Source organism: Spirosoma koreense, from assembly GCF_054777875.1.
This window is the reverse complement of record NZ_BAAHAC010000003.1, coordinates 310193-323041: the sequence shown is the minus strand read 5'-3', so window position 1 is coordinate 323041 and position 12849 is coordinate 310193. Positions and strand designations below refer to the sequence as shown.

The 12849-nt window shown below is 54.8% G+C and carries 11 protein-coding genes; 5 read left to right on the top strand and 6 right to left on the bottom strand.

Features of this window, described 5'->3' with window-relative positions:
* Positions 1–33: 33 nt before the first annotated feature.
* The gene (locus tag ACYVC2_RS04790) at positions 34–1086 is read left to right on the top strand and encodes a glycosyltransferase family 9 protein (protein ID WP_461101156.1); all 1053 of its coding nucleotides are present in this window, start codon (positions 34–36) and stop codon (positions 1084–1086) included.
* Positions 1087–1286: 200 nt separating this feature from the next.
* Here ACYVC2_RS04790 and ACYVC2_RS04785 read toward each other — a convergent pair whose 3' ends face one another.
* A complete protein-coding gene (locus ACYVC2_RS04785) occupies positions 1287–1880 on the bottom strand; it encodes a YbhB/YbcL family Raf kinase inhibitor-like protein (protein ID WP_461101155.1) in 594 nt (197 codons plus the stop codon).
* Between the two features lie 235 nt (positions 1881–2115).
* Between ACYVC2_RS04785 and ACYVC2_RS04780 the strand changes: the two genes are divergently transcribed.
* The gene (locus tag ACYVC2_RS04780; RefSeq protein ID WP_461101154.1) at positions 2116–4443 is read left to right on the top strand and encodes a GDSL-type esterase/lipase family protein; all 2328 of its coding nucleotides are present in this window, start codon (positions 2116–2118) and stop codon (positions 4441–4443) included.
* Positions 4444–4542: 99 nt separating this feature from the next.
* On the top strand, positions 4543–5370 hold the full coding sequence (locus tag ACYVC2_RS04775) for an alpha/beta hydrolase (RefSeq protein WP_461101153.1): 828 nt from the start codon (positions 4543–4545) through the stop codon (positions 5368–5370).
* Between the two features lie 6 nt (positions 5371–5376).
* On the opposite strand, the gene ACYVC2_RS04770 is transcribed toward ACYVC2_RS04775, so the two are convergent.
* The gene (locus ACYVC2_RS04770) at positions 5377–5775 is read right to left on the bottom strand and encodes a VOC family protein (protein ID WP_461101152.1); all 399 of its coding nucleotides are present in this window, start codon (positions 5773–5775) and stop codon (positions 5377–5379) included.
* 294 nt (positions 5776–6069) lie between these two features.
* Here ACYVC2_RS04770 and ACYVC2_RS04765 point away from each other — a divergent pair, with 294 nt between their 5' ends.
* Entirely contained in the window at positions 6070–7596 is a 1527-nt protein-coding gene (locus ACYVC2_RS04765) for an RtcB family protein (protein WP_461101151.1), read from the top strand.
* A 249-nt stretch (positions 7597–7845) separates the two neighbouring features.
* Here ACYVC2_RS04765 and ACYVC2_RS04760 read toward each other — a convergent pair whose 3' ends face one another.
* The 4 genes from ACYVC2_RS04760 to ACYVC2_RS04745 form a co-directional block, all read right to left on the bottom strand.
* Complete coding sequence (locus tag ACYVC2_RS04760; protein ID WP_461101150.1) at positions 7846–8226, bottom strand: hypothetical protein; 381 nt, start codon at positions 8224–8226, stop codon at positions 7846–7848.
* A gap of 27 nt (positions 8227–8253) precedes the next feature.
* Positions 8254–9177, bottom strand: coding sequence for an extracellular catalytic domain type 1 short-chain-length polyhydroxyalkanoate depolymerase (locus ACYVC2_RS04755; protein ID WP_461101149.1), 924 nt, complete (start codon positions 9175–9177; stop codon positions 8254–8256).
* Positions 9178–9391: 214 nt separating this feature from the next.
* Positions 9392–10174 (bottom strand): LytR/AlgR family response regulator transcription factor, encoded by a 783-nt coding sequence (locus ACYVC2_RS04750; protein WP_461101148.1) that lies wholly within the window; start codon positions 10172–10174, stop codon positions 9392–9394.
* The gene (locus ACYVC2_RS04745; RefSeq protein ID WP_461101147.1) at positions 10165–11208 is read right to left on the bottom strand and encodes a sensor histidine kinase; all 1044 of its coding nucleotides are present in this window, start codon (positions 11206–11208) and stop codon (positions 10165–10167) included. The genes ACYVC2_RS04750 and ACYVC2_RS04745 overlap by 10 nt, the downstream gene beginning before the upstream one ends.
* Before the next feature lie 263 nt (positions 11209–11471).
* Here ACYVC2_RS04745 and fucP point away from each other — a divergent pair, with 263 nt between their 5' ends.
* Positions 11472–12716 (top strand): L-fucose:H+ symporter permease, encoded by a 1245-nt coding sequence (gene fucP / locus ACYVC2_RS04740; protein ID WP_461101339.1) that lies wholly within the window; start codon positions 11472–11474, stop codon positions 12714–12716.
* Positions 12717–12849: the final 133 nt, after the last annotated feature.

Genomic DNA, 12849 nt, shown 5'->3' with positions numbered 1-12849 from the left:
TAGTCATTCATGACAACTGATGCCCATTACCCTATGAAACAGTTGTTGCTTCTCCGGTTTTCGGCCATGGGCGATGTGGCGTTGCTGGCTCCCGTAGTACAGGCGTTCACCCAGCGGTATCCCGACGTGGGCATTACGCTGGTCACCCGCCGGAAGTTTGCTGTTTTTTTCGAGGGCTTTCCGAATGTTCGCATCGTCGGTGCCGACTTCGAAGGCCGTCATAAAGGGTTTGGCGGGCTGGTCCAGTTGTTCAACGAACTGCGGGCGCTGGGTCCGTTCGGGATGGTTGTCGACGCACACCAGAACCTGCGGTCGGCCGTGCTTAAAAATTTGTTCCGGCTGATTGGCGTTCCAGCGGTCACTCTCGACAAAGGGCGAGCCGACAAAAAAGCGCTTACCCGGAAAGAGAACAAAGTTCGTCGGCCATTAGCCCACAGCGTGGAGCGGTACGCGCAGGTGTTCGACCGGGCCGGGTTTGCCCTACAGCTCGTCCGTCCGTTTCGGTTTCCGCCCAACGCTTCCGCCCAGGCCGAGCTGGATTCCTTTCTTCAGCGTCAGTCACTACTGGCCGACACGTCCTGGCTGGGTATCGCTCCGTTTGCCCAGCACGTGCAGAAAATGTGGCCGTTCGAGCGATTTGCTCCACTACTGGAGCGGTTGTACGACCAGCAGCCGATTACCATTTTTCTGTTTGGCGGTGGCCCCGCCGAAGTCGCTCAGCTCGAAACCTTAGGGCAGCGATTTCCTCAGGCGGTACTCGTGGCGGGGCAGTTGTCACTGGCGGCCGAGCTGCTGCTTATCAGCCGGTTAGATGGTATGCTGTGCATGGATTCGGGCAACATGCACCTGGCCGTTCTGAGTGGTGTGCCGGTATTATCGATCTGGGGGGCTACCCACCCCGACGCCGGTTTCGGTCCGTGGGGCCAGGGCGACGAAGCCATTCTTCAAGTGTCTACAAACGTGCTGACCTGCCGCCCCTGCTCCGTATTCGGCAACAAACCCTGCTGGCGGGGTGACTTAGCCTGTCTGCACATGATTTCGGTCGAAACCGTGGCAGAGCGGGTGCGGCAAATGATCAGCCGTTAGCCGGACCTATCTATGCTTCGGTTTACGGGGCGATAACGAAGGAAATAATCGTTTCGGTATGACCCCTGCGGGGTCACATAGTTGTAGTTGATTCGACCCTCTATAAATATGTGACCCCGCAGGGGTCATACCGGAATGCCAAACTAAGTTGTACTTTCCTCCCACACTCCAATAGGCATTATCGAACAGCTTATCTGCTTTTACTGAGGCCGTTTAAACAGCCCTACGTAGGCGGCTTTGCCCAAAATATGCCCCTGAATGGCAATCAATACGTTCGTTCGTGTCTCCGATCCTTCGGTGCCGGGTTTCACGTCGAGCTTGGTATCCAGCGCATACAGCTCAAACACATAGTGATGCAGTGGGCCACTGGCCGGAGCGCCCGGTCCCCGGTAAGCAGGTGCCAGGATGTTCATCTGGTAACTGCCATCGGCCAGCTGAGCCCCGGCGGGCACCGCTTCGGGCAGGCCCGTCGCCGTCGGGGGAATGTTCCAGACCAGCCAGTGCAGTACATCGTCCGTGCTTTTATTCCGTGATACATCCACATCATGCATGTGTAGCAGCAGACTTTGGGTACCCGCCGGCACGTTCGTCCAGTTGATAACCGGTGATTTACCTCCGCCGGGAGCGACGCCCGGTGCTGCCTGTGAATAGGTGATGGGAATAATCCCCCCATCCGAAAAAGCCGGAATGGCCAGTCGCATAGCCGGAGCGGCTGGTGAGGTGGCCGGTTGCTGGGCGAAGGTAGCGGACAGGGTACTAACGAGCAGGGCTACAGCAATGAAGAATCGGTTCATGGTATGCCTAGGTTTATAATGAAAGCACTGGTTTGGCTGCAAGTTACGGATTGCATCCGATGGCCGCTACTTTACGGGGTACGGCTACGTACTGTCGTTAGCCCAGGTTTCAATAAAAGGGTTGGTACTGACTTATTTCGAGAAATGTAACGGTCGATATGAGTAAACAAGCCCTGAAACACCCTCTGTTTGGCAATACTCATCTGCCCAGATCGCCAGGCAGACCGTAGTCACCATGAAACGATTTAAGCAATTTTCTCCTGCGCTCCTGATCCTGTTCGGGTTCCTTTTTTTACCATCGTTCCTGCAGGCGCAACGTAAATCGCCTTTTCCGAAGGGTACGAAACGAATCCTGTTCCTGGGTAACAGCATTACCTACGCGGGCAAGTACGTTACGGATATCGAGTCGTATTTCGTTACGCATTACCCCAAACAAGCGTACGAATTCATCAACGTTGGGTTACCCAGTGAGACGGTATCGGGCCTGAGTGAACCCAACCATGCCGACGGGCGGTTTCCGCGCCCCGACCTGCATGAACGCCTGAGCCGGATACTGGCCCAGACCAAACCCGATGTGGTGTTTGCCTGCTACGGCATGAACGACGGTATTTCGTTGCCTTTCGACGAAAGCCGGTTTCGGCCCTATCGGGAAGGCATGAAGTGGCTGCACGCCCAGTTGGAAGCGGTCGGCGCCAAACGAATCATTTTTCTGACGCCCCCCGTTCATGACGATAAAAAACTGGGTACGCAGGGTTATAACCTGACCCTGGATAAATACGCCGACTGGTTGCTGGCCCAGCGGGATTCACTCAACTGGGAAGTGGCGGACCTTCATTTTCCGATGAAGAATTTCCTTGAAGAAAGACGTAAAGCCGACCCGTCGTTTAAACTGGCAAACGATGGTGTTCATCCAGGCGAGCTGGGGCACTGGCTGATGGCAAAGCCCATTCTCCAGTACCTGGGTGAGGAGGTAGCCAATGCCCCCGATGCGGCTTCTACCCTATCGGGCATTCCCCGCGCCGATGAGCTCGCGAGCCTGGTCAGCCAGCGGCAGGCCATTATGAAAGATGCCTGGCTCAGTTCGACCGGCCACAAACGCCCGGAAATGCATCCGGGTCTACCGATGGACCAGGCGCGTCCGATTTACGATGCCATCGAAAAGCGCATCCGGGCCACTATAGCGGGAACCGTACCGAAGCGCCTACGGATCGCCTGCGTCGGCAACAGCATCACCGAAGGTACCCGCCTGAAATACCCCGGTGCCGAATCGTATCCGGCTCAGTTGCAGGGGTTATTAGGCTACGATTATGAAGTGCTCAACTTCGGTGTCAGTGGCAAGACCGTCATGCAGACCGAGAATTCGTACCGGGCGACGGCGGCTTACCAGAACGCGCTGAAGAGCAACCCGGACATTGTGACCATTAAACTGGGCACCAACGACAGCCGGTTGCCGTTCCGCCGTCAGGTGGCCGATAGCTTTGCCACGGCTTACAAAACCCTGATTCATTCCTTCCGTGAGCTGCCGTCGCACCCGCGAGTGATTCTGCTGCTGCCTCTTGCGTCTTACCTGACCGACACGACCCGCCAGACCGACGCGGCCATCACCAAATGGATCATTCCCCGCATTCAGCAGGTCGCCTACGACGAGAAACTGGAACTGATCGATCTGCACGCCATGACGCTCAGCAAGGATTCGCTCTTTCCCGACCAACTGCATCCTTCTCTCCCAGGAGCAACCCTGATTGCCCATCGGTTGAAGGACGCCCTTACAGCCAAAACCGTCAACGGGTTCGATATTTTCCAGTCGATCAAAGCGCCTTATAAGCAAACCTCATTTTACGGTTACGACTGCGCTGAGTTTACGTTCGAAGGACGTATGGCCAAAATCGTGAAACCACGGGTGGTTGCCGCCGACAAACCCTGGGTATGGCGGGCCCGCTTCTGGGGACATGAACCCCAAACCGACATTGCCCTGCTGGATCGGGGTTTCCATCTTGTGTTCTGCGACCCCACCGAATTGTTTGGCAATGCCGAAGCCGTCGCCCTCTGGAACAAGTTCTATCAGACCATGCGGCAGGCTGGGCTGGCCAAAAAAGCGGTTATGGAGGGCATGAGTCGGGGGGGCGTGTACATCTATAACTGGGCGGCCGAAAACCCGGACAAGGTTGCCTGTGTGTACGCCGATGCGCCCGTGCTGGACATGCGTAGCTGGCCCGGCGGCAAAGGCAAAGCCAAGGGTAGCCCCGCTGACTGGGAGCTGTTCAAAAAAGATTATGGCTACACCACGGAGGCCGAGATGGCTGCCTTCAAAAACAACCCGATGGACAAAGTTGCCGAGATTGTCAAAGGGAAATTCCCGATGCTGCACGTTGTCGGTGATGCCGATGATGCCGTCCCGGTCGATGAAAACACCACCCCCTTTGAGCAGAAAGTAAAGGCGCTGGGCGGCTCAATCCAGGTTATTCATAAGCCGGGCGTCAATCACCACCCACACAGCCTGCCCAATCCGCAACCCATCGTCGACTTTATTCTGGCAGCTGTATATGGAGAAAAAGCCAAATAACCAGTGTGAATTCATCCGACAATGAAATGACATGTTTACTTTATATTGCCTTGTAGAACTGTAGCGTGGTTTGTCGTTAACTGCATCAATTAATCCCCAATGATGATCTTTCGTATTTTTTTTATCCTTAGTTTTCTTTCGCTAACAGGTCAAAGTTATGCCGCCAAAGTCGACACTGTCGACACGTATAGCCCGTCGATGAAAAAGACGATCAAAGCGGTGGTTGTAACGCCCGATTCCTACACGGCTGGCAGTGCATTTCCGGTGCTGTATCTCTTGCATGGCTACAGCGGTAACTACAGCGACTGGGCCAAAAAAGCGCCGAATCTGGGCCAGGCGGTCGATGCGCATCAGATGATCGTCGTCTGTGCGGACGGCAACTACGGCAGCTGGTACTTCGATAGCCCGGCAGACCCGTCTTTCCGGTATGAGACGTACGTAGCCAGCGAATTGGTTAACTGGGTAGACAATCATTACAAAACCATCCGAACCCGGCAGGGGCGCGGCATTACGGGGCTGAGTATGGGCGGCCACGGGGCCTTATACCTGGCGTTTCGTCATCAGGATGTGTTCGGAGCCGCAGGGAGCATGAGCGGGGGCGTCGATATCAGACCGTTTCCGAACAATTGGGACATGGCCAAACGGCTCGGAACCTACGCCCAGTTTCCCGACCGCTGGGAGCAGAATACGGTCATCAACCTGCTGCATCTGCTGACGCCGGGTTCGCTGTCGCTAATCATCGACTGTGGCTCGGAGGACTTTTTCTTTCGGGTCAATAACAACCTGCACGACAAACTGCTGGAGCGCAATATACCACACGATTACATCGCCCGTCCGGGTGGCCACAACTGGAATTACTGGACCAACGCGATCACGTATCAGATGCTCTTCATGCGGCAGTATTTCGACAAGCAGAAACGCGAGTAGGCTTTCCTAAGCGGGTTGTCGTTCACCGTAGCAGTAACAAAGCCCATCGGGAGCCACGACAAAAAAGACCTTCCAGTTTGTTTCCCCGTGTTTTTGCAGGGAGAAATCAGCGCGTTCCTTGTTGAGGCCATTGGCTTTCAACTCGGCGAACGCGCTCGCTACACGATCAACCTCGAAGAAACAGCCATCCTGCTCAGGGTCACCCCCATTCTCGGCTAGACCGATTTGTATGCCATCCCGGCTTAGAATGGCCGATTTATAAGGCGTGTCGGTTCGTGAAACAAGCTGAAAACCCAGTGTCATTATGTAGAAAGGCAATGCAGCTTCGAGGTCATTGACGGGTAAGTTGAGTCGGTCCTGCTGATAAGGCCAGGCTTGTTTGATCGTTGCTTGTGCTTGCTCCATTCGTTCGGTTGTTTAGTCATCGCAAGGTTAGTGGCCCATCAACGTAATCTTTTTACGTCGTATTTTTTATTTTAGAACACAGAGACACAGAGAGCACAGAGTTTTTGCTGCTGGACAGCTCTGTGCGCTCCGTGTCTCTGTGTTCTACTTATTTTTTTTCAGTCTCAAAATTATCCGATCTACGCAGAAACACTGCGCAGCAGTCATTAACCTTTGCCACTACAGATGCGTTGATAGCCTGAAGGGCTGACGCTTTTCTGGCTATCCCAATTCAATAAAACCAGGACTGAAACCATGGAAACCCTCATCACTCTCGACGACATCATGACGCTGGGCCCGATTCCGGAGTCATTACACAACACTTTTCTGCGGGTATCGAACGGCCTGATTCAACGGGCCAACTACCCGAGGGAGAAAGTCATGAGCCTGCTGGCTCAGATGCTCGAAAACCCAAAGAAATGGGCTTATTCCAAAAATAAGGTCACCAATCTGGCCCGGGCGATCTACGATCTGAACAAACAGGGTATTCCGGTACCTCTTAGCTCGACCGGGGCGGCTTACCTCCCACCCGAACCCGCGCCGTACGTGCTGGAGGCACAGGGCAAGCAGGCGGAGCAGGGATTCGACCTCCGCACCGACACACTGCCGTATGCGGTATTCGGTCGAGACCAGATTGAAGAAGGCGCGTTAAAGCAGATGGAAACCGCCACCAGCCTGCCGATTTCACTGGCGGGAGCGCTTATGCCCGATGCCCACCAGGGGTATGGACTGCCCATTGGCGGGGTCCTGGCGACCGAACCCGACACGATCATTCCGTTTGCGGTGGGGGTCGATATTGCCTGCCGGATGTGCCTGTCTGTGTTTGATCTGCCCCCGGCTTTTTTGACGCGCGAACCGCATTTGCTGAAAAAAGCGCTGGTCGAGCTAACCAAGTTCGGCATTGGGGGCGAAACCCGCGAGAAATTTGACGAGAGTGTGATGGACCGGCCCGAATGGCGAGCGACCAAGGTGATTCGTGAGCTGAAAGATAAAGCTTACCGGCAGTTAGGCAGCTCCGGAACGGGTAACCATTTCGTGGAATGGGGCATTGTCGAGGTGGCTGAACCCGACGACCAGCTCAACCTGCCAGCGGGCGAGTATCTGGCCTTGCTGTCGCACTCAGGTTCGCGCGGATTTGGTGGATCGGTGGCAAACTATTATTCAAAACTGGCCATGCAGAAGACCAGGCTGCCCAAACAGGCCGCTCATCTGGCCTGGCTCGATCTGAATACCGAGGAAGGCCAGGAGTACTGGATTGCCATGAACCTGGCGGGCGAGTATGCCTCGGCCAATCACCACGAAATTCACCATAAGCTGGCAAAAGCCCTGCGCGAAGAACCGCTGGTGATGGTCGAGAACCACCACAATTTCGCCTGGAAGGAACAACTGGCCGACGGGCGCGAGGTCATGGTTCACCGTAAAGGGGCTACCCCGGCCGGACCTGGTGTGCTGGGTATTATTCCGGGATCGATGACCCAGCCCGGATTTGTAGTCCGGGGTCGGGGCAACACCGATTCGCTGAACTCCGCGTCGCACGGAGCCGGACGCCTGATGTCGCGGACACAGGCTTTCAACACTCTAACGCGCTCACAGTGGAACAAAGCCCTGCAGGAAGCCGATATTCAGCTCATTGGCGGGGACCTTGACGAAGCGCCGATGGTGTACAAGAACATCGAAACGGTGATCGGGGCGCAGCGGGACCTGGTGTCGGTGCTGGCCAAGTTCAGCCCTAAAATTGTCCGGATGGCCGACCCAAACCGCAAGGAAGGCCGCGAAGACTAGGCTGGAGCAAGAGGTTGTCCATCCTTTCTGAGAAAAGTCAATACCGGAGGTTTTGTCCTGCTGACGCAGGAAGCATCTTAACATATCCTTACTCAATAGTCAGGACGTCTTAAGATGCTTCCTGCGTCAGCAGGACAAAAGGGCTATCCAAAAATTTTTAGACCGTCTCTAAGTCGATTGCCTAAAATAACCTCTAAAAAACCTCCCGAAGCCCAGGGCTTTCGGGAGGTTACCAGGCAATATAAGTGGTCAGGATCGCTGCCTGCGCCGTTCTTTCATCTGGTTTATCATTTCTTCTTTCACATCCTGATATTTACCGAACTGCTCTTTGTTGAGAACCTTCTGCAGGTCGGTGTCCTTACTTTTCATCAGCGATTTGGCAGCCCGCGCCGTTTTCAGATTTCGGCCACCGGTTTCGAGCACGGATTGCATCTGTTTGGCATACTTCAGGTTGATGTCAGCGACCGACGTTTCCTGATCGGCGGATAGATTCAGGACTTCTTTCATGCGGGCGGTCTGGCGGGTGGCCCGCTCTTCGGGTGTCCCCAACTGCGCCTGCTGTGCAAACGACATAACCGAAACCAGAACCAGCGCGATACTCAGGATCGCCTTACTTGTGTTGTTTTTCATACATATTTGGTGGTTAAAAACTATTGATTACGGCAGCGAACGGGTTTTGAAAAAATCCCAGATAAGGTCATTGTTCCGGAAAGCCTGCGAAGGCTCGTCGCCAATGCGTCGGGCACCTTTGTTACCACCCGGCCAGGAATGTCCTCCGTCGGTAGTCAGGTAATACTGAATGTCGGTTTTGTCGATACAACCCGACCATTGGTAAGCGGTATAGGCCTCCGTCGAACGAATAACCTGTTTCGGGTCTGCGCACTGAGCCAACCGGGCGAAAACCGTGAGGGTACTATCGACCGAAGAATTCCACTGTCGGTTGAGGCTCCTGGCGCCCACCCCGCCGGTGTACGGCACGTTCTGATCCTGTTTCGAGTGAACGTGCAGCATGGGCATGACCCGGTCGGGCTGGCAGGGCGATTGCACTTGCATGGTTCCCGCATTGGCCGCAATGGCCGCGACTTTATCAGACAGCTCGCAGGCCAGCCGGTAGCAAAGCATGGCCCCGTTTGAATGGCCGGTCGCATACACCCGTTTCGGATCGACCCGGCGGGTAGCCACCAGTTTATCGATCAGTTTGCGGATAAATCCTACGTCATCCGTGCGTTGCGTCGAAGCGCTTTGCCCGCAGCACGCACCGGCATTCCAGGTTCGTAATCCCAGCACACCCGGATTCTGTCGCCCATCGGGATAGACGACAATAAATCCTTCCTGATCTGCTTTCTCACTGAATCCCGACTGCGCTTCAAACTGACGACCGCTGCCTCCCCCACCGTGCAGCGCCACCACCAGCGGCAACAAACGGGTACTCTGGGTATAGGCCGGTGGCAAATGCAGCCTGTACACCCGTGTCTGTCCTTCATGAAGTATGGTGTCCTGAACGCTGGTATCCGAAACCGGTTGACCCAGCGCATCCGGTTGATCAATGGGGCCGGAGAACACCAATCTGCCAATCAGCATTGTATTTGCCAGCAGTAGGTTTAGAAACGAAGGCAGCATATGAAAAGCGGGTTGCTGGTTTGTATCGTTGTTCAGACCAGTAGCCTGAACCGAGATACAAACCTATCTTCTGCCGGAAATAACTGCCCGGAAAACCATCTGAAGGCGGCTAATTAGCGGGTCAAGCTGACCACACATTGGCTGAACTCCCTAAGATGGACGCCAAAGATTTCCATCAGAATTCCTCCATCCATTTCTTAAAGACCGTCACGCGCTCTTTGCTGATCAGCACGGGCTGGCCGGGGGCCGGCTGTAGCTTCAGTTGCAGACGCCCATTGAAATAGAATTCGGCTTCCTGAACGCCACGACGGGAAACGATGAACTGCCGGTTTGCCCGAAAAAACTGGTGCGGATCGAGCTGACTTTCCAGGTCCTCAAGCTTCTGTTCAAGCGGGTAGCTGATTTTCCGATCGGTCAGCCGATCCGTCAGGGTGGCCGACACGACTCCGCCTTCGATGGAGAAATAAGCCACATCGGCCACGTTGACCGGTAATAACCTGTCGCGGAACTGAATCAGGAAACTGGTGCGGTAGGCTGGGGGCCGAAAAGCCTGTCCGCTCAACAGCGTTTGCAACTGGCGCGTCAGTTCATCGGCCACCGGACGAGCGAGCCTCCGGTATTTTTGCAGACTGGCTTCGAGGGTGTCCGACTCGATGGGTTTGAGGAGGTAGTCGATGCTGTTGTGGCGAAACGCGCGAATGGCATACTCGTCAAAAGCCGTCGTAAAAATGATCGGACAGGCAACCTGTACCTGTTCCAGCAGGGAGAAGGAAAGTCCGTCGGCGAGCTGAATATCCGAAAAAATCAGATCGGGCGTGGTCAGCTTTGTCCATCGCTGGCGCCCATCTTCGATACTATCGATGACTGCCAGCACTGTAAGATCGGGCTCAAGTTCGTGCAGCAATGCCTCCAGGTGGCTGGCTGCGGGTTGTTCGTCTTCAAGAATGATCACACGCATTCGCTTAACGGGAGAATGGGTAAACAAACGCTAAATTCGCTATCGGTGCGGGTTATCTGAATAGGCCGACCCGTCAGCAGCCGAAACCGACTGTCCAGATTGGCCAGGCCACTGCCCATGCCGTCTGCGGGCTCAGCCTTAGGCTGATAAACGTTTCGGACCAGCACAGACTGGTCGGCAGGGTCGGCCAGTAGGGTAATGGTCAGCGGATGCGCGTTCGACACGACGTTGTGCTTCACCGCGTTTTCAATCAGCAGTTGCAGGGCCATAGGCGGGATCTGCCAGGGGGCCTGGTCGGGTAGTTCATTCTCGATAAGCAGGTTTCGGCCGAACCGGATCGTAAGCAGGTAAGTATAAGCCATCGTAAACCGCATTTCCTCCTCGAACGGCACCAGCGACTGTCGCTGCGCCTGTAACGAATACCGCAGCACCTGCGACAGCCGGGTCAGATACTGCTGGCTTTTAGGGCCGCCTTCGCGAATGAGCGACGAGAGTGCATTCAGCGAATTGAACAGGAAGTGCGGGTTGAGTTGCCCCCGGAGCGCATCCAGCTGGGCCTGCAGGTTTTGTTGCTTCAGCCGCTCGTTTTCCAGTTGCATATCCCGGTTCTGTTGCAGAACCACCAGGAAGTTTCCCAGCAGCAACGCTGTAAGCCAGACAAAAAAACTACGAAAGTAAACCGTTATGATTACCAGCACCGGCCGCTCGCCATACCACGGCCATACAAGGATAATATACAGCGCGGTTATGAGCAGAAAAAACAGTAAGTTGAGCGCATACCAGCCTGGTAACCCTACCCGAAAAGGGTATGCTTTCCGGCTGAGCACATACCGGTTGAGTTCAATGACGGCAAAGGCGAAGGCGAAGTGAAAAACCAGTCGACTCACCGCAAGCTCTGGTCCGACATCGGGTGCACCGGGCAAAAAAGCCAACCGCGACCGGGCCGTCAATCGCAACAAGGGCAGGTTTACCAGAACAGCCACCACCAGCGAAGCCAGGCCGGCGATCTGTCGCCACGATAATCGAACGTTCATGGCTCAAGATACGAAAGCGTGGTTTCTTTCGGGCTGGAAAACAGGCGAAGCAGAAAAAGGAGCAGGTCAGCCAGAAAAGATAAGCGCCGAAACGTGCTTGTCCTCTATCTACCTTTTAGCCGTTTATCAGGTTTCGTCAATTGTTAACTAAAGCACGAAAGGGTATTTCGGGCAGGAAAACGACTTTATCTTTGTAGACTCAAATCGTACACCCAAAGGCCGATTCGCCCGGCTCCCTAATCCGTCAAACCGATAAGTACATGATGCAGGCAACGCCCGTCACTGGTTCGTCGAAACCAGCAGCTTTCACTGAGAAAAAATACCTCGTTACCCTGGTTTTCGTTACGTCGCTGTTCATGTTCTGGGGAGTAGCGATCACCATGGGCGATGTCTTGAACAAGCATTTTCAGCATGTGCTGAGCCTTACTAAAACCCAGTCGGCCTTCGTCCAGTTTGCCATTTTCGGGGCCTATTTCGTCATGGGTATCCCGGCGGGCCTGTTCATGAAGCGATTCGGGTATAAGAATGGGGTACTGCTGGGCTTGTCGCTCTTTGCAATAGGTGCTTTCCTATTCGTGCCGGCGGCAGCGGCTGTCTCGTTTACCTATTTCGGCATTGCGCTCTTCATTCTGGGTTGTGGACTTTCCACCCTCGAAACGGTCGCTCACCCGTTTGTAGCTTCGCTCGGCGACCAGCGCACCAGCGACCAGCGGATCAATTTTGCGCAGGCCTTCAACGCGCTGGGAGCCATTATCGGACCAGCCATCGGCTCCTATTTTCTGCTGCGCAACAACACTGAGGGCAGTACGGATCTGACGTCGGTGAAAACCTTGTATATCGTCATTGGCAGCGTGATCGCGACGATTGCCATCCTGTTCTCCTTCGTCAAAGTGCCGTCGTTGACCGACCCACACGCCGTAGTCGATCCGGAGGCCGAGAACGTGGACGTCGAACCGAACAAACCGCTGTTTGCGCACCGCCATTTTGTGTGGGCCGTTATTGCCCAGACGTTCAACGTGGCCGCACAGGGAGGCACCTGGGCCTTTTTTATCAATTACGGCCACGAAAAAATGGGGTTTCCAGACGACGTAGCAGGTAACTACATGGTCTTGTTCATGAGTCTGATGCTGGCCGGTCGTTTTGTCGGTACGTTTCTGATGCGGTTTGTTGCTCCTCACTCGCTGCTGGCCATTTTCGCAGCCGGTAATATTCTGATGTGCCTCATTGTTGCCCAGAGCTTCGGCTGGCCTTCGTTCATCGCGCTGCTGATGCTCAATTTCTTCTTCAGCATCATGTTCCCAACCATTTTCAGTCTGGGCCTGAAAAATCTGGGCGCCCACACGCAACAGGCGGCTTCGTTTATTTCGATGGGGGTAGCGGGTGGCGCCGTCTTTCCCTTTCTGATGGGCCGGGTTGCCGAACATGACGTAGCCCATGCCTACTACCTGCCGATTATCTGCTATGCGATCATCTTCCTGTTTGGCGCGAAGTTTTATAAAGTGAAGTAAGTATGGCGACAGAACTGGTGTAGACGGAGCACAGTCTGTGTTACCTGCGTAGAATTCTACTTATTGTCATTGGCGACGAATGAGGGCCATGGCCGATCGAACAATTGCTTAACCCACCGAGGGGAGTGCAGCC

Coding starts and splice junctions, on each gene's coding strand:
- ACYVC2_RS04790 (WP_461101156.1), top strand. CDS start 34: ATGAAACAGTTGTTGCTTCTCCGGTTTTCGGCCATGGGCGATGTGGCG.
- ACYVC2_RS04785 (WP_461101155.1), bottom strand. CDS start 1,880: ATGAACCGATTCTTCATTGCTGTAGCCCTGCTCGTTAGTACCCTGTCC.
- ACYVC2_RS04780 (WP_461101154.1), top strand. CDS start 2,116: ATGAAACGATTTAAGCAATTTTCTCCTGCGCTCCTGATCCTGTTCGGG.
- ACYVC2_RS04775 (WP_461101153.1), top strand. CDS start 4,543: ATGATGATCTTTCGTATTTTTTTTATCCTTAGTTTTCTTTCGCTAACA.
- ACYVC2_RS04770 (WP_461101152.1), bottom strand. CDS start 5,775: ATGGAGCAAGCACAAGCAACGATCAAACAAGCCTGGCCTTATCAGCAG.
- ACYVC2_RS04765 (WP_461101151.1), top strand. CDS start 6,070: ATGGAAACCCTCATCACTCTCGACGACATCATGACGCTGGGCCCGATT.
- ACYVC2_RS04760 (WP_461101150.1), bottom strand. CDS start 8,226: ATGAAAAACAACACAAGTAAGGCGATCCTGAGTATCGCGCTGGTTCTG.
- ACYVC2_RS04755 (WP_461101149.1), bottom strand. CDS start 9,177: ATGCTGATTGGCAGATTGGTGTTCTCCGGCCCCATTGATCAACCGGAT.
- ACYVC2_RS04750 (WP_461101148.1), bottom strand. CDS start 10,174: ATGCGTGTGATCATTCTTGAAGACGAACAACCCGCAGCCAGCCACCTG.
- ACYVC2_RS04745 (WP_461101147.1), bottom strand. CDS start 11,208: ATGAACGTTCGATTATCGTGGCGACAGATCGCCGGCCTGGCTTCGCTG.
- fucP (WP_461101339.1), top strand. CDS start 11,472: ATGCAGGCAACGCCCGTCACTGGTTCGTCGAAACCAGCAGCTTTCACT.